This window comes from Leptolyngbya cf. ectocarpi LEGE 11479, from assembly GCF_015207065.1.
In the GTDB taxonomy this organism is placed as follows: domain Bacteria; phylum Cyanobacteriota; class Cyanobacteriia; order Phormidesmidales; family Phormidesmidaceae; genus Leptothoe; species Leptothoe ectocarpi.
Map to the genome: position 1 here is coordinate 20383 of NZ_JADEXP010000023.1, position 15089 is coordinate 35471.

Sequence of the window (15089 nt, forward strand, 5' to 3'; positions counted from 1 at the left end):
CCCATAGGCCCTTTTTAGCCCCGATAGACATGCGTGGGCCGGTTAGACCTTGGCGAGGGTTACCATTTCTACTTGATCCTGATACTTACCTCGACGGGTTTCATAACTGACCTGACAGGGATCTCCTTCTAAAAAGAGAAGCTGGACTACACCCTCGTTGGCATAGATACGACAGTCTGCGCTAGAGGAGTTGGAAAATTCCAGCGTGAGATAGCCACGCCAGCCTGCTTCGGCCGGGGTGAGGTTGGCGATGATGCCGCAGCGAGCATAGGTGCTTTTACCGATGCAGATTGTAGTGATGTTATCGGGAATGGCAAGACGTTCGAGGGCAACGCCCAAGCCATAGGAATGGGCGGGCAGAATAAAGTAGCTGCCATTTTCATCGGTGCGTAGCTGACTGGGTTCTAGATTGTCTGGATTGAAATGTTTTGGGTCGATGACCGTACCTGGTATGTGGCGAAAGATTCGAAATTCTTTAGGCGAGAGGCGAATGTCGTAACCAAAGGATGAAAGACCATAGCTAATGACAGGCACATTGGTTCCTTGTAGATCCATGCGCCGTACCAATGCTGGCTCAAAGGGGGCGATCATTCCCCCCTCGGCCATGGTATGAATCCAAGCATCATTCTTGATCATGTTTCACCACTCTCTAATTAGGACTGAGAATTTAATTAGGCCCTACTTTTTACCGTACAGGGGGTCCACCATGGCAACCTCTGCCTTAATATTCATGCCAATAGCCTAGGGTAAAAACTCACGTCGAAATTCGGTAACCTGATCGGCCATGGATAGGATCGAGTAGGGCATTTTAGGTCCTGTCAAAATAATGTCCATTTGGGAGGGACGCTGCTTTAGCAGGTCTAGGACCTCGGATTCTGGAATCAGTCCGTAATCAATGGCAAGACTCAGTTCATCTAGCATGACTAGACCATATTGGTCATTTTGGATAACAGCTGTGACATAGGCCCACAGCTCACTGACAGCTGTTTGGGCGTCGTCAGTGGATTCAAAGACACAGCCTGCATAGCTACAACGTACCCAGTCTAGATTTTGCCCCATGTGGGTCATGTGACTGGGGCCTTGGTCAATACCGCCTTTAAGAAACTGAGCCACCAGTACTGACATTCCTTGATCGGCAGAGCGCAATGCTTGCACCATGACATTGGTGAAAAAACTGCGGTGAACAGATGTAAACACCTGCAGCGATCCTTCTAGGGCCTGTAAAAATGGATGACGTCTAGGGATAATGGGAGTGGCATCAGGAGCCGTCGCCATCCGAGACGGACGATGGGTATCTTGATTGACCCTCAACTGTTGAACCATAAAACGCTATATCTAGTAGCACTTTCTTTAGTTAGGCTCTAAATATAGCGCATACACGGTAGATTTCTAGGGTGGCTTAACATCATGAAAGCAGCTATGGCTTTGCGCCTGCTAAACGCCTATGGGAGTGAGGAGAAGGCTGGAGAGGCCAGGGCTACTACAGCAACAAGTGTCAGTGTTGCGATCGCAACGACCACACTCACCCTGTCTGCTTTAATTCGTTTTGTCATCCTTAATCTATCCCTTACAGGTCGTCATCCTAGCATGCACGATCTGTAACACGTTACTAAGAATAGCCACGACACAAACGAAACAGTCATCCTTGGCAAAGCAGGCTATGGTCGGAACGCGACCCGATTTCTTAAGATATCCCACCCCCATGCTAAAAGCGGTTTTATTTGATCTTGATGGGACCCTAGCCAATACCGATCCCATTCACTTTCAAGTCTGGCAGACACTGCTAGCGCCCCACGGTCATACCGTAGATCAGACATTCTACGATCGCTTTATCAGCGGTCGTCTCAACCCCGATATCGTCCGGGATCTCCTACCTCAGTTTTCAGCAGACGACGGTGTCGCCTTTAGTATTCAAAAGGAGGCCCAGTTTCGCGAGATGGCGGCCCATAAGCTGCAGCGGATGCCGGGGTTGACCGATTTTCTCCACCACATCAAGCAGCAAGGGTATGCCACAGCTCTGGTGACCAATGCCCCCCGCCCCAATGCAGAATTTATGCTCAAAACCCTGACCCTAGATGGTGTCTTTCAGCCTGTAATCATCGCTGATGATCTCCCCAAAGGCAAACCCGATCCCCTCCCCTACCAAACCGCCTTAGACCAGCTCGGGCTTTCCCCCGAAGAAGCCCTGGTCTTTGAAGATTCCCCCACAGGGGTGCGGGCTGCCGTAGCCGCAGGAGTGCCTACCATTGGTGTCACCTCCACCCACAGCAATGGGACCTTGATCCAGCTGGGGGCGCTATGGACTATTGCTGACTTTACCGATAGTCGGCTGTTGACCTACATTGGTCGAGCGGATATGGCAGAAACCAGCGATCCGTGCCGGTCTCACGAACCAAACGTAAAGTTGCATAGCTGCTAGGGGACAACGGCAGCTTAGATGCTAGGAATGGATTAGTTTTAGATTCTCACCATGAGCAACGTCTCTGATAATCAATCTGGTAATCAGCCCGACACACCCACCGTACAGTCTCGGTTGGCTAATTTGCGACAGTTAGCCCAGGCTTTTCCCAAAGAGCAGCGCGAAGACGTGCTGGTTGAACTCGACGATCTTAGTACCGACCTGCAGGCCAATACCGATGGCTCTAGTATTCAAACCCTGCACCAGCGGCTTAAGCGGCTGGCAGCCATTGCCATGATGGCTCGCATGTTTGCCACCAGCAATCAGCAGGTGATTGAGGAGTTTGCCAGCAATTTGGTGGAGTTGACCAATGCCACCACCATCGGGGGCGGGGCGCCGTGAGTCGCCCCCACCAATATCCATCAGTCTGCCAATAAATCAGTCGGTCTAAGTCAGTCAATAATAAGTCTGCAGGGATAATGTATAGTCCTGCTCGATCCAAATTTGGGCACTCACCGGGCCGTAGTGATGGCGTAAGGCACTTTCCACTCGTTCACTAATGGTGTGGGCCATGGTCAGAAACTCTGGATGCACCGCCAGATATAGTTCAATCCACACGTGGCGGCCTACCATTCCCCGAGACCGAATGCGATTGCAGCGGGTGACGCCTTCGACAGTGGTGACCACCTGGGCAATGGATTCAGGGGCAATGGCCGTGGGGCGTAGCAGCATCGGGAGCTGTGTATTGAGAACGCGCCAGAAACTATGGAGCGTGAGGATGATAAGTGCGATCGCAATTAACGGATCCAGCCAAGTATGACCGCGCCAAATACCCACCAACCCCAGTAGCATAGCGATACTGAGCCAGCCATCACCCAACACATGCTGGGTAGTGAGCTTAAGACCCACACTGTGCAAATATCGCCCCTGATAGGACACCCATAGAGCCACCATCAGAGCAATCACCACCATGGCCATCACCAGCTGGATTAGCGCCACCGTCACCTCCACAGGAAAGGGGACATTCGCACCTTGCATAGCCGCTTCCAACTGTCCTACCGCGACTAGCAAGATATTCACACCAAAGAACCCCAGAATAGCCGCTAAAATCAGCGCGCCGCCCGCTTCTCCACGACCATGGCCCCATATTTCTCTACCTAACGTTCGTTGCGGTGACGCCACAGCTGTCAGACTGAGCACCATACTAAAAACATCAATGAGCGTATGCAGTGCCTCCGCCAATAAACCAATCGAGTGACTAGCCCACCCAGCCGTCACTTCAATGGTCAAGATCACCAGATTAGCCCACAGCATCATGAGCAACAGGCGATAGCATATTTGCCGTTGTTGTCCGGCGTCTAAGACCATAGGTTATCTATCAACCGGTTGGGCATATTTGATGACATTTCCCCGTCAAGGGACAATAGCACGATGAGTCGAAAATCATCAAAGTGGGCTTTGTTTGCAGCCCACAACCCTATATAGCTAAGTGCTCTAGACTACTCTGGCAGCCATGACAAACGCTTACTTGAAAGGATTAGCGTTTGCTGTAGGACTAATCTCGTAGGAGAAAAAGTGATTCAATCTTTAGGCTCAACCCCATACAGGCAAAAGCCAGTCTACAAGCAACTCTCGATCAAAAAATAATTTAAAAGCAGAAAGGGTACCGACGACTGGCCGTGTTTCGTCTCGGTACCCTCACTGGTTCGCTCCTCACACACAATAGTCATTTTAGAATATATGCCAGGGTTTGTCACCCCCATCGTAATTTTTGATATCCACATGAATTCAAACAGACTAGAACCGACTTGTTAGTGGATAGCTTAACCTCTTGTTTAGCAGCTGTTTCAGCACAAGTTCGACAACTTTGAACCAACGCTTAACGGCCTCAGCCTCAATTGCGTCTGGCCTGATTTTGCCAGCGCAGATTTCTAATGCCAAAACCAGCCGTTGAGATTGCTCCAACAGTCGAGGCAGTTCCGCTTCGTCCCACATGTCACAAATATCCAGTAAACAATCAATCAGTTCTTTTAAAGAAGAGCACGGTATCAAATATGGCGCTGAAGCGGAATGAATGATTGATTGATTGATAGGTGAGCCTAACTGCTGATGACAGGCCTGCCACCGACAACATAACTCATAGCCGGACTGCAGCTGCCATAGTGCCTCAGAGGTTAAGTGGCAAACCCCATGACGGATCGGCAGGGTGCCCTGATAAAGAGATTGCTGCCATCGCTCAATCCCATCTCGGGCAATCACAAACTCTAACCAACCCGCATCATTTTTACGAATACAGGCCCAGATGGGGTGCGACGTCTGCTCATGCAACATCGCTGACAGTATTGATGCAATTTCACCCACTGGCCGTTGCCAGTTTTTTTGCAGCTTCAGTGCAATTGCAGAGATATATGTAACTGCTTCGTTACAGTAAACTTTTTTTAAGTGAATATTCTGATGACAAATATTTGTAATTTTACCGATGCTTAATAAAACCTCTGAATATCTAAGAGGAGTGTGAAGGTTTGACGTAAGTAGATCGTGATTGATGTGATTAAGAACTTCAATCGTGGAAGCTAAGTTGAACTGCAATGTCCGTTTTAACGAAAACCGTGTCATATTTGTATTAACTTGGGTAAATGAACAGAGCATGCTCTGTTCAGCCCCTTTTTTTGACTTGATCTACCGTTCAATATACATAGTTCAATTTCAATCCCCTGCTTCAAAAAAAGCTGAAGTAGATATAAAGAAGTCACCGTCGGGATGCCAACCGATTTAGCTGTTTGTATTAATGTACTTAACGTATTTGTTTCGTATACTTATCGTGGTTTTACGGTTGACAAGTGCAGTGCTCCTCGGGAATTGACATAGGGCTTTAAGTTGCTTCTCTTTAAAATTTGTATATTTGCATCAATGATTGCTTACAGGGCGCATCGATAACTGGGGTTTTCTATACCGAAAGCTTTCCAGATTGCTTATTTTGGCTCCAAACTCTATGGCTTGACACTAGGTAAATGACACTATCTGAATTATCGACAACTTCCAGCACGTTTCCCATGTCCTCATCTATCCCATCGGATGACGCTCGGCCATTTCATGTATGGCAACGTATTCTAGATTGGGCCCAAGAGCACTATCGATGCCGCACATTTAGCAAAGATGAACGGATTCCCACCCGTCCGGGTCTACTGTACTTAGTGCAGCAGGGAGCTGTGCGTTTGGTGGGGAGTGCCCAGGTGAGCGCCACCCTCAAGCAGCAAAAGAGTTCGTCCACGCGAGTGCCTTTGGTAGCGGCAGAAGAAGCATTCTTGGGGTTTGTCGGCGCAGGGCAACCGTTTGAGATCGTTGCACAGCCACCATTCACCCTTCAGAGCTTTTCCCACGTAGACAACACCACCATTGTTTGGCTGTACTGGAATGATTTAGACACCTGGCCTCACTTTCGCCGTGAAGTGTTAGATGCCTTTCGTCGTCAGCATCAGCGTAAGTTGCTTTGGCTCAGTACGTTAGGCCAACGTCGCACCATTGATCGGCTTTTAGGGTTTCTTACCCTGCTGGTTGATGAATATGGTGAGCCCTGTGACAATGGGTATTATCTACCTTTCCCATTGACCCACGCTCAGATTGGCAGTGCCATTGGCTCTACTCGCGTCACGGTAACCCGCCTAATGGGTAAGTTGCGCCAGCGTGGTTTGATTCAAAGCCACGGCGAGAATCTCATCAGTATTCCCTTTGGTGCCAGCTTAAAGCAGCAGGGATAAGGACGCGGGAAAAGCATTGCCTGCAACATCTGCCCACAACATCCGTAAAATACCCCAAATACTAATCCCCATAGATTCAGGGTTTGTGTAGCGAGGATAGGTTCTCAGGAACTACCGCAGCTGCGCAAACCCTGCTTTGTTTAAGGCTATTTGGCCCTCTTGAGATAACAAGAGGGCGGCATAGGCTTGGCCAATGGTTTGCTCAGTATTACTAACAACATAAAGCTTGCGGGTTAGCGGATAGTCACCTGATTCAAATCCTTTTAGGTTGGGTTGATTGCGCTGATTGGGACAATTTTGCAAGTCAATATAGGGGGGCTCATAGGGGGGCTGCTGGTCTATAGACAGCGGCTTGACCGTACATTGGCCCACGACTTCTGGAGCTGACGCAAAATAAATAGCGCCTGGGGTGTTGCCAGTCAGTCTTAGAGCCTCAGTTGTGTTGGGGCTACGACGAACGTTGGGAGCTAAGGCTTCACCGTTAAGGACGGCCTGACTAAAAAAGAGAACGGTGCCGCCTAGATCATCACGGGCAATAGCAACAACGGGTAAATCGGGTCCTCCCAATTCTTGCCAATTAACAATACGTCCGGTGTAAATATCCCTCAGCTGACGCTGACTCACATTTGAGAGGGGAAGTGCTGGATGGGCAACAACGGCGACGCCTTCGAGAGCGACCGGAATTTCTTGCAGCGTGAAACCCTGCTGCTGGGCCTGTTTTTTTTCCGCTGGGGTGAGGGGACGCGATGTCTGGGCAAAATCTAGCTCACCGTTGAGCAGCATTTGAATACCCGTGGATGAACCAGGGGCTTGATTGGTAGGAGCACGGTACGTTAGCTGGAGACCTGGAATAGCCTGCTGTAGCTGCGGGTCAATGATGCCTCGAATGGGAGCCCAAGTCGTGCTACCGCCATAGGTAAATTGTCCCGGTGTCACATCCACATCACTAAAATTTGTGGCTGGGGTGATGGTTGAAAGCTGAGGCACCCTCAGCCCAAGTCCCCCTTTTTGTTTGAGCCACCACCAGCCGCCACCAGCTAGGGCGGCGAGTAGTACCAGTCCCAGCATCCAGGGACGTAGAAAACGTTGAGTATTGGGGGGCCGTGACGTTTGGGCTGATGGCGGTTGAGCCACCGATTTAGCGGGGGGCTGAGGCGGTGTTGCGGCCACCGGCATAGGGGTCGATGGCCGGGCTGTTGCAGGGGGAGCGGCCACTGGAATGGGAGGCGGAGGGACCGAAGCTGGGGGCGCTGAGATCGCTTTTGGGTCACCCATTAAGGCCTTCAAGGTATCCTCAGCACTGGCATATCGGTCTTGAGGGCTGGCGTTCAGTAGTTTATCGAGAACAGTGGCTAAGGTTTGATCGTGGAGACTGACATGGTTTTGCCAACGCCAGCGGTTGCTATAGCTATCAAAGAGGTCTGCGGTGGCTTTGCCGGTTAATAAAACAATGCAGGTAACAGCTAGGGAATAGAGATCGGACGCTGGAAACACCTGACCACCCGTGACCTGCTCAGGAGGTGCATAGCCAGTAGTGTAGATACCGGTGGATTTTGTGGAGGCGGCTCCGGTGACCTGTTTAACTGCGCCAAAATCCAACAAAAACAGCTGATTATCCACTGTTTTCATGATGTTAGAGGGTTTAATATCGCGGTGGATGGCTCCATTTTTATGGACAAACGCCAGCACCTTCAAGATGGAGGCCAAGATTGCTTTGACAGCCCCTTCAGGCAGGGTTCCCCGTCGGTCTAGAATTTGCTCTAGATCTTCACCATCGATAAATTCTTGGACCAGGTAGAAGTATTCCTCATCTTTGCCCGCAGGCGACTTGACCACAATGGGAAAGTAGGCGTAGAGATCGGGAATCTGTGGATGCTGGTTACCGAGACGCTCTAAAACGTCTGCTTCGCGGGCAAAGAGCTGCTGCGCAATTTGAAGCTGCTGTGAACTGAGCTGGGATGAGGGTTGAAATAATTTGACGACGCAGGGACGCAGGGTGGGGGTATAGCGATCGCACGCATAATAAGCCGCCCCAAAGCCCCCCTGACCCAACAGTCGCTGAGTTAAATAGCGTCCGCTTAAAATTAACGGCATCCCACAGTTGGTACAAAACAACTGTGACGCTGTCTGGATCGACTTCTCTAAATTGGGATGGGGATTAACGGGCCGAGAACATCCAGGCCGAGTGCAGTGTAATTGCATGGAGCTTAACTGCTTTCTTCTTCGACGGGATTTTTATCCATAGGCTTGTCACTGTTAGCTGCCTTGCCGGGAGACGGTTGCCCACTTCCATTTTTCTTACGATCTGGCCGCTGGTCAAAATCAATGTCCCGGTTTGTAAACTGGGGCAAAATTTCTTTTGTAAATGCCCCAGCAGCGGTAGAACGATAGCGATTGGGATTAAAAATCACCGATAGGGTACGTTTCACCACTACCGAATCAATCTTGGCCCGGTGTAGCACCCCCATCTGCAACTCTTTCTCAATAGCAGAAATGGAGACAAACGCCACCCCCAGACCCGACTGCACCGCATTTTTGATCGCCTCAATGGAATTTAGTTCCATCTCGACTCGCAGACGTCGGGTTTCAATGCCACAGCGGGTTAAGACCTGATCAATCACCTTGCGAATGGTGGATTGGGAATCAAGGGAAATAAATTTGAGTTTGTAGAGATCCTCGCGTTGAATCGCCTGACTGCTAGCTAGCGGATGAAACACCGGCATAATCAAAGCCAGCTCATCTTCAGCATAGGGAATTATTTCGAGGGAATCCTGCAGCTCGGGGGGCACTTCCCCACCAATAATCGCCAGATCGATCTGGCCGTTGCCCACACTCCAGGACGTGCGCCGGGTAGAGTGAACGTGGAGCTGGACCGCCACATCGGGATAGCGTTGACGAAACAGACCAATCATCCTGGGTAGCAAATAGGTACCTGTAGTTTGACTGGCCCCTACGATCAGAGTGCCCCCCTGCAGTTTTTGCAGATCTTCAATGGCGCGACAGGTTTCCTGGCATAGACTCAAGATGCGATCGCCATACTCTAGGAGTAAGTAGCCAGCTTCTGTGAGCTGGGCGCGCCGCCCACCCCGATCGAACAGCGGCACATCTAGCTGACGTTCTAGATTTTGGACCTGTAGACTAACAGCGGGCTGAGATACGTAGAGGCTATCGGCAGCTCGCTTAAAACTACCCTCCGCCGCAATCGCCTTTAGAATGCGCAGTTGATCTAACGTAAACGGGAGGTCAGACATAACGGTTAGGGTATCAACGCCGGTATTTCAAACAAATCCGTGGCACGATCAATAGAATCCGCTAGCGCTACTCTTTGCTGCCGACAAGTGAACAAGCGTGCTAGCACGTTAGAGTCTACAGGATACGTAGCTTAATCCTTCCTTATGAGGGGAGAATAACTCAAAACGTTAACTAATATGTTCGTTTATGAGGAAAACTTTGAGAGCCGCCGTCCAGAGCACTCGGGTTCAGAACACTCAGATATTGTTTCAGATATTGCTGTTGATTTGACGTGTGTGCTGGGCTGTTCTGTAAACAGATTCAATGTCCATCTTACCTGTCTGGTCTTGCTTATATGCAGTACCAATTGATCCAAAATTTTCTCAGCCTGCCCGGTATTATTGGATTTAGTCTCATGTCCCTAGACCAGGATAATCCCTCTGAGCAGAGGGTCTATAGCGTAGGGTTTCCCCGGGGTCAGGGTCTAGAGCAACGACCGTTGCTGGTACAAGGCATTCAGCAAATCATCGGCACAACACCCACATCATTAGAATTTTGTGCGTTTCAATTTAGCTCATATCAGGTGGAGTTGCATAAGACAGAGAGTGCAGCAATTTTACTCGTTGTCAGTGAAGGTCAACTCTCAAGCCAATATGCCAAGGCTGTTAGTGAGCTCATGCAGTTTATTAAGGCTGATTACTCAGCCCTAGTCGAAAGCATAGAAACCATCAAGGCTAAAGATCGAGAGCACGATGTGATAGTACCGACGGTCCAACTACCCACCGCCCACCTCGACGATGTGGTGGCAGCCATGAATAGTCTGAGTCAGGTGACGAGTCGATATTTAGGCCCACAGCTCGTCGCTAATCATTGGCGTACCTATCAGCTAGAAGATATTGATTGGTTAGAAAACTTTTATATTGCCGCTGATGGCACTATAAGTGTTGTGAATACCAACCCAGAGCTATCTCCAGCACAGCTAGCAGAAATCCGTTTGTGGACACAGCGATTTCATCAGCGCTGTACCCGGATTATTCGAGACTATGACACATTGGTTGAGCAGACGTTGCCGGTGCAGCACTGGCAGCTGTTGTTTGGGGGTTAAGCATTGTCCATGGTGAAAACAGTTCGCTTAGAACCCATTGATCAGGAGAGTTCGGTAGAAACCAATGGCAATCTGCTATCGGTTTTATTGCATCAAGAGCTGAGTGTCTTAAAAGAATGTGGCGGACGAGGGATGTGCGCCACCTGCCATATCTATGTCAATGATGGCATGGGCGATCTGACACCGATCAGTCGACGAGAGCAGCGTACCCTGGCAATTATTACCTCCTGTAAAGCCAACTCGCGTCTAGCCTGCCAGGCCAGGGTTATGGGCAACGGCGTTGTGGTTGAACTCCCGCCCGGTATGTATGTCAACTCCATCCAGGATATAGAGTCTCTGATTGGACGTCGGGCAGCCCAGGATTTGCTCCATCCAGTGACGGGGGCAGTTCTGGTAGAACAAGGGAAGCTGATTACCCGGTCGATGCTGCGCCAGATTGAACATAGTAAGGATCTTCGGCTAGACGACTATTTCAGACACAGTACCTAGTGTTATCACGGCTGCCGGGGGCGAGCTGTAATAATATATTTACATTTCAAGTCTTTAAGGTATTTTCTATAAATACAATCTAATATCTTCATTAAAGATTGAGTATTCTATTACTTGAACATTGATGGCTGCCGATAAATCCAGTAACCTCAATCCCCGTCAGCAGAAAGTGATGCGTGCAACGGTGCGTCACTATGTCTCGACAGCAGAGCCTGTCGGTTCAAAAGCACTGTTGCAAGCCTTTGACCTCAACGTGAGTGCGGCAACCATTCGCAATGTGATGGGGGCGCTTGAGCGGTCTGGTTTTTTATATCAGCCCCATACATCGGCGGGGCGAGTACCGTCTGACTCGGGCTATCGGCTGTATGTAGACGAGTTGATCAAGCCCTCTAAACCGACTGCTCAGCGAATTGATCGATTGCTGAGTCAGCAGGTGAACTGGCAAGGCTGGAGTGTGGAGGCCTTACTACAAGAAGCGGCACAAATATTGGCACACCTCAGTGGTCATGTTGCTTTGGTGACCCTGCCGAACTTTGACAAGATGGTGGTCAAGCACCTGCAGCTGGTGCAAATTTCGACCGACCAAGTGTTGGTGGTGCTGGTGCTCGATAGCTATGGTTCTGAATCCATGGTGGTCAAACTACCTAGGGGTACGACGGGTGTAAGTGCCTCGGAAGATGAGGGCTCGCTGGATCGAGAGCTGCAAATTTTGTCTAATTTTTTGACGGCCCAGCTATGTGGTCGCCCCCTGTCTGAAATCTCTAGGCTGAACTGGGATGAAGTTGATACAGCAGAGCATCATGTGATGGCTTTGTGCGAAGCCATTGATGATTTGGCCCAGCGGAAGCGTCAGCCCCAAACCCATATTTTGGTCACCGGGGTGGCAGATGTTTTAAGTCAGCCAGAATTTGCCGAACAATCCCAATTGCGAAATCTGGTGGCGTTGCTGGCCGATGGCCGAGAACAGCTATGGCCTCTGATGTGTTCGGATGATAGCAGCCCGGCTCTTAAGATCTGGATTGGAGCTGAAAACCCGCTGGAGCCCATGCAGGGCTGTGCGCTCATTTCGGCTCCCTACAATCGTGATTCTATGCCCCTGGGAAGTGTGGGGGTGATGGGGCCGACGCGGATGCTCTATGAAAATACAATTGCCGCTGTCGAGGCTACCTCTAGCTATTTGTCAGACATCATGTCGGGATTGGACGTGAGCCAGTAGGCCGCGACAATGCCACCAATAAAACCAAACAGGTGGCTTTCCCAGGACACGCCAGGCTGGGTTGGCAGTAGGCCCCAAAACATGGCGCCATAGGTCACTAGAATAAATAGGGCAATTGCGATCGCACCCATGGTCCGTTCATAGAAGCCTCGCCCTAGCAGAAAGCCAACATAGCCAAAGATGAGACCGCTGGCTCCAATGTGCACCGACTGGCCCGCCACTAAAAATCCGCCTAACAACCAGGTGCCGGCTCCCCCTAAAAACGTAATAATGACCGTGGCCATCACCCAGGTTCTGATGGAGCGCAGCATCACCCACCAGCTGAGGGTGAGCATGGGCACCGTATTGGCGATCAAATGATTAAAATCGCCATGGAGCAATGGCGCTAGCGGGATACCCCATAATCCACTCAGAGAACGGGGACGAATACCGTATTGATTGAGACGGCCCCCAAAAACTAAAAAATCTATAATTTCAAGAGACCACAGGGATATCAAAATAATCCCTAATAGCTGAAATCGGGCCGTAGTCGCGGATTTTAGCTCAGATAGCAGAGGGCGATCAGATGACATATGTTGAGATGGCATGAACTCAAGATGTGGGCAGCCTATTAGCAATAGAGACTTCTAAAGGCTCTAGGGCTTTGCATCAGCCCCTAGCTTTAGGTTAAGCCAACTGTCCAAAAGTTGCCTTTGCTCGTCCTTTAAGTTTGCATTCCTACCCGCATCTCACCTGCGTCACCACAAGTCATCACTATTTGTCTGCGCTCACTTCATTGACATAGCGACGTGATCATTCCAGAACTACTTGCCGTGCTTTCAATTTCGGCAGCCACTGGCCTGAGGTTAGCCCTGCCGTTGCTGCTGATTGGTCTATTCTCAGGGGAACAGCTGTGGTCAGCGGTACCTATTTTGGCCCATATTCCCCAGGTGTTGGTGATCGCCGTCTTAGTCATTTGGTCGCTGCTAGAGCTAACCATTTCAAAAGATCGGGTAAACCGACGCTTTTTACAAAGTGCCGAACTGTTTTTTAGTCCGTTTGTCGGGACAATTGCCGGTATTGCGATCGCACGCCTTGCCGATATCGCCGACAGCTGGCTACTGGTGCTGCTAGCCGCCACTGGAGGGATCCTGGCTCTAGTCATCCAAATGGTTCAAGTAGGATGGCTATACCGCTTTAACAGCCCGCCCATGTGGGCGATCTTTGTAGAAGATGCTCTATGTATTTGCTTAGCCTTTTTTGCCTTTGACGCCCCTGAGCAAGGCGGGCTCATAGCCCTGCTTCTACTGTGGCTGGCGATTCGCAGTTCGATAATTTGGCAACAGTGGCAAAAAAAACGATAAAAAAGAGGGGTTCGACTGCGCTCACCCTCCTTTTTTTCAAAACTGTAGACCGACTACATTAGCCCAGCAATATGTAAGGGGCCGTGACCGCTGACCATCTCCAGCAGCAGCGCCAAAAAGCCCACCATTGCCAGACGCCCGTTCCACACCTCAGCAAATGGCGTCAGGCCCCAGGCAGACTTATCCTGAGGATAGATACGTACCTGCTTCTGTAGCTGAGCCGCATCAGAAAAGAGCTTGCGCGGCGACTCCAGCGCTTTGACCACCATGTTCCCCATATCTTCAATAAACACGGGGTAAGTGTTCAGGGCAGGTACCCGATGAAAGCCTTCAATACCGGCCTCTTCAGCCAGCTCACGATACTCAATATCGATTTCCTGAAGAGTTTCAATGTGCTCAGACACAAAACTGATGGGCACCACCACCAGATCATCGATGCCCTTTTCTGCCAATTCTTTAATAGCGTCTTCGGTGTAGGGCTGTAGCCATTCCACCGGACCCACCCGGCTTTGGTAGGCCAACGTGTAGTCATTGGAGCGGTTGACTGCTTTCATAATCAAATCAACACAGTGTTCCATTTCCCGCTGATAGGGATCGCCAGCCTCTTCTACATAGCTGACCGGTACACCGTGAGCACTAAAGAAAATATGTCCACTGTCTGGGTTAGGCAGCTTATCAATTTCCTGTACAATCAGATCCGCCATGGCACGCACATAGCCAGGACTGTTGTACCAAGATGGAATCAGAGTGTAATTGATTTTCTGCAGGGCCGGATCGTTTTGCCACAGCTTATCCAACAGACGGAAGCTAGAACCACTGGTACTAATGGAAAATTGAGGATATAACGGCAAAATAACCAGGTCGTCGATACCGTCCTGCTTAATTTGAGCTACCGCCTCCTCAGTAAAGGGATACCAGTAGCGCATGCCGATATAAATTTTGACATCGCGGCCTAACTTTTGTAAGTACTCTTTGAGCGCTACTCCCTGCTCTTCAGTAATGCGCCGCAGGGGAGAGCCACCACCGATTTCCTTATAATTATCTTGGGACTTGCTAGCACGGCTTGTAGAGATCAGCCAGGCTAGTGGCTTTTGCAACCAGGGAAAAGGGAGTCGAATAATCTCTGGGTCGGCAAATAAGTTAAACAAAAAAGGCCGAACATCTTCTAGCTGTTCGGGACCCCCAAGGTTTAATAGTAGGACTCCAGTACGACCCATGACAGCGCTCTTACCTTTATAAACTAAGTTTTAATGATCTTGACCTATCGTAACAACTAACTCCTCCCATAGGCATACCAGTTTTGTAGAAGTTGAGAATTTCTTGCATTTAGCATGGCTGAGTTATCTACGACGCACCCCATCGATAAGTCTCTATGCCAGGTCAATCAGCGGTTCAAAGCAGCCAGGCTGGGGCTGCAGGTCGAACGCCGGGGTGAGCGGCTAAACCTGCGCGGGACGCTACCGCCGCGCCCAGGCAGCCCAAAATTACGGTCCTATCAGCAGCGATTGCCCCTCAAACTACCCGCGACTAAAGCGGGGCTCAAACAATG

The 15089-nt window shown here is 50.1% G+C and carries 16 protein-coding genes and 2 pseudogenes; 9 read left to right on the top strand and 9 right to left on the bottom strand.

Going from position 1 to position 15089, the window contains the following annotated elements; genetic code table 11:
* Positions 1-42: 42 nt before the first annotated feature.
* The gene (dcd, locus tag IQ260_RS04705; RefSeq protein WP_193991335.1) at positions 43-636 is read right to left on the bottom strand and encodes a dCTP deaminase; all 594 of its coding nucleotides are present in this window, start codon (positions 634-636) and stop codon (positions 43-45) included.
* A gap of 105 nt (positions 637-741) precedes the next feature.
* Positions 742-1323 carry a cob(I)yrinic acid a,c-diamide adenosyltransferase gene (locus tag IQ260_RS04710; RefSeq protein WP_193991336.1) on the bottom strand — a complete coding sequence of 194 codons (582 nt, stop codon included), beginning with the start codon at positions 1321-1323 and terminating at the stop codon, positions 742-744.
* Between the two features lie 84 nt (positions 1324-1407).
* On the opposite strand from IQ260_RS04710, the gene IQ260_RS04715 reads away from it, so the two are divergent.
* The 3 genes from IQ260_RS04715 (at position 1408) to IQ260_RS04725 (ending at position 2800) form a co-directional block, all read left to right on the top strand.
* On the top strand, positions 1408-1602 hold the full coding sequence (locus tag IQ260_RS04715) for a hypothetical protein (protein WP_193991337.1): 195 nt from the start codon (positions 1408-1410) through the stop codon (positions 1600-1602).
* A 100-nt stretch (positions 1603-1702) separates the two neighbouring features.
* Positions 1703-2419: an HAD family hydrolase gene (locus IQ260_RS04720; RefSeq protein ID WP_193991339.1), complete on the top strand. Its 717-nt coding sequence runs from the start codon at positions 1703-1705 to the stop codon at positions 2417-2419.
* Between the two features lie 51 nt (positions 2420-2470).
* Positions 2471-2800, top strand: a complete 330-nt coding sequence (locus IQ260_RS04725) for a hypothetical protein (RefSeq protein ID WP_193991341.1) — start codon at positions 2471-2473, stop codon at positions 2798-2800.
* Positions 2801-2854: 54 nt separating this feature from the next.
* Here IQ260_RS04725 and IQ260_RS04730 read toward each other — a convergent pair whose 3' ends face one another.
* Both IQ260_RS04730 and IQ260_RS04735 read right to left on the bottom strand, forming a co-directional pair.
* The gene (locus IQ260_RS04730) at positions 2855-3766 is read right to left on the bottom strand and encodes a cation diffusion facilitator family transporter (RefSeq protein WP_193991343.1); all 912 of its coding nucleotides are present in this window, start codon (positions 3764-3766) and stop codon (positions 2855-2857) included.
* 429 nt (positions 3767-4195) lie between these two features.
* Positions 4196-5047 (bottom strand): hypothetical protein, encoded by an 852-nt coding sequence (locus IQ260_RS04735; RefSeq protein ID WP_193991345.1) that lies wholly within the window; start codon positions 5045-5047, stop codon positions 4196-4198.
* A 404-nt stretch (positions 5048-5451) separates the two neighbouring features.
* On the opposite strand from IQ260_RS04735, the gene IQ260_RS04740 reads away from it, so the two are divergent.
* Entirely contained in the window at positions 5452-6156 is a 705-nt protein-coding gene (locus tag IQ260_RS04740) for a Crp/Fnr family transcriptional regulator (RefSeq protein ID WP_193991347.1), read from the top strand.
* A 111-nt stretch (positions 6157-6267) separates the two neighbouring features.
* Here IQ260_RS04740 and IQ260_RS04745 read toward each other — a convergent pair whose 3' ends face one another.
* The 3 genes and pseudogenes from IQ260_RS04745 to IQ260_RS04750 form a co-directional block, all read right to left on the bottom strand.
* Positions 6268-8250 (bottom strand): protein kinase domain-containing protein, encoded by a 1983-nt coding sequence (locus tag IQ260_RS04745; RefSeq protein ID WP_193991349.1) that lies wholly within the window; start codon positions 8248-8250, stop codon positions 6268-6270.
* A 3-nt stretch (positions 8251-8253) separates the two neighbouring features.
* Positions 8254-8358: pseudogene (locus tag IQ260_RS31820) on the bottom strand (4-Cys prefix domain-containing protein); the annotation flags it as partial.
* 5 nt (positions 8359-8363) lie between these two features.
* Positions 8364-9407 (bottom strand): LysR family transcriptional regulator, encoded by a 1044-nt coding sequence (locus tag IQ260_RS04750; RefSeq protein WP_193991351.1) that lies wholly within the window; start codon positions 9405-9407, stop codon positions 8364-8366.
* Between the two features lie 335 nt (positions 9408-9742).
* On the opposite strand from IQ260_RS04750, the gene IQ260_RS04755 reads away from it, so the two are divergent.
* From IQ260_RS04755 to hrcA, 3 genes are all read left to right on the top strand, one after another.
* Entirely contained in the window at positions 9743-10492 is a 750-nt protein-coding gene (locus tag IQ260_RS04755) for a hypothetical protein (protein ID WP_193991353.1), read from the top strand.
* A 9-nt stretch (positions 10493-10501) separates the two neighbouring features.
* On the top strand, positions 10502-10981 hold the full coding sequence (locus IQ260_RS04760; RefSeq protein ID WP_193991355.1) for a 2Fe-2S iron-sulfur cluster-binding protein: 480 nt from the start codon (positions 10502-10504) through the stop codon (positions 10979-10981).
* A gap of 124 nt (positions 10982-11105) precedes the next feature.
* The gene (gene hrcA, locus IQ260_RS04765) at positions 11106-12197 is read left to right on the top strand and encodes a heat-inducible transcriptional repressor HrcA (protein ID WP_193991357.1); all 1092 of its coding nucleotides are present in this window, start codon (positions 11106-11108) and stop codon (positions 12195-12197) included.
* Here the strand turns inward: hrcA and IQ260_RS04770 are convergent.
* Entirely contained in the window at positions 12155-12769 is a 615-nt protein-coding gene (locus IQ260_RS04770; RefSeq protein WP_193991359.1) for a rhomboid family intramembrane serine protease, read from the bottom strand. The two genes, hrcA and IQ260_RS04770, sit on opposite strands and share 43 nt — an antisense overlap.
* Positions 12770-13009: 240 nt before the next feature.
* Between IQ260_RS04770 and IQ260_RS04775 the strand changes: the two genes are divergently transcribed.
* A complete protein-coding gene (locus IQ260_RS04775) occupies positions 13010-13540 on the top strand; it encodes a DUF4126 domain-containing protein (protein ID WP_322744897.1) in 531 nt (176 codons plus the stop codon).
* 53 nt (positions 13541-13593) lie between these two features.
* Here IQ260_RS04775 and hemH read toward each other — a convergent pair whose 3' ends face one another.
* The gene (gene hemH / locus IQ260_RS04780) at positions 13594-14757 is read right to left on the bottom strand and encodes a ferrochelatase (protein WP_193991361.1); all 1164 of its coding nucleotides are present in this window, start codon (positions 14755-14757) and stop codon (positions 13594-13596) included.
* A gap of 114 nt (positions 14758-14871) precedes the next feature.
* On the opposite strand from hemH, the pseudogene IQ260_RS04785 reads away from it, so the two are divergent.
* Positions 14872-15089, top strand: a pseudogene (locus IQ260_RS04785) (site-specific integrase); the annotation flags it as partial.

Excerpts from the sequence above, each read along its gene's own strand:
- dcd (WP_193991335.1), bottom strand. The coding sequence starts at position 636 with ATGATCAAGAATGATGCTTGGATTCATACCATGGCCGAGGGGGGAATG.
- IQ260_RS04710 (WP_193991336.1), bottom strand. The coding sequence starts at position 1,323 with ATGGTTCAACAGTTGAGGGTCAATCAAGATACCCATCGTCCGTCTCGG.
- IQ260_RS04715 (WP_193991337.1), top strand. The coding sequence starts at position 1,408 with ATGAAAGCAGCTATGGCTTTGCGCCTGCTAAACGCCTATGGGAGTGAG.
- IQ260_RS04720 (WP_193991339.1), top strand. The coding sequence starts at position 1,703 with ATGCTAAAAGCGGTTTTATTTGATCTTGATGGGACCCTAGCCAATACC.
- IQ260_RS04725 (WP_193991341.1), top strand. The coding sequence starts at position 2,471 with ATGAGCAACGTCTCTGATAATCAATCTGGTAATCAGCCCGACACACCC.
- IQ260_RS04730 (WP_193991343.1), bottom strand. The coding sequence starts at position 3,766 with ATGGTCTTAGACGCCGGACAACAACGGCAAATATGCTATCGCCTGTTG.
- IQ260_RS04735 (WP_193991345.1), bottom strand. The coding sequence starts at position 5,047 with ATGCTCTGTTCATTTACCCAAGTTAATACAAATATGACACGGTTTTCG.
- IQ260_RS04740 (WP_193991347.1), top strand. The coding sequence starts at position 5,452 with ATGTCCTCATCTATCCCATCGGATGACGCTCGGCCATTTCATGTATGG.
- IQ260_RS04745 (WP_193991349.1), bottom strand. The coding sequence starts at position 8,250 with ATGCCGTTAATTTTAAGCGGACGCTATTTAACTCAGCGACTGTTGGGT.
- IQ260_RS04750 (WP_193991351.1), bottom strand. The coding sequence starts at position 9,407 with ATGTCTGACCTCCCGTTTACGTTAGATCAACTGCGCATTCTAAAGGCG.
- IQ260_RS04755 (WP_193991353.1), top strand. The coding sequence starts at position 9,743 with ATGCAGTACCAATTGATCCAAAATTTTCTCAGCCTGCCCGGTATTATT.
- IQ260_RS04760 (WP_193991355.1), top strand. The coding sequence starts at position 10,502 with ATGGTGAAAACAGTTCGCTTAGAACCCATTGATCAGGAGAGTTCGGTA.
- hrcA (WP_193991357.1), top strand. The coding sequence starts at position 11,106 with ATGGCTGCCGATAAATCCAGTAACCTCAATCCCCGTCAGCAGAAAGTG.
- IQ260_RS04770 (WP_193991359.1), bottom strand. The coding sequence starts at position 12,769 with ATGTCATCTGATCGCCCTCTGCTATCTGAGCTAAAATCCGCGACTACG.
- hemH (WP_193991361.1), bottom strand. The coding sequence starts at position 14,757 with ATGGGTCGTACTGGAGTCCTACTATTAAACCTTGGGGGTCCCGAACAG.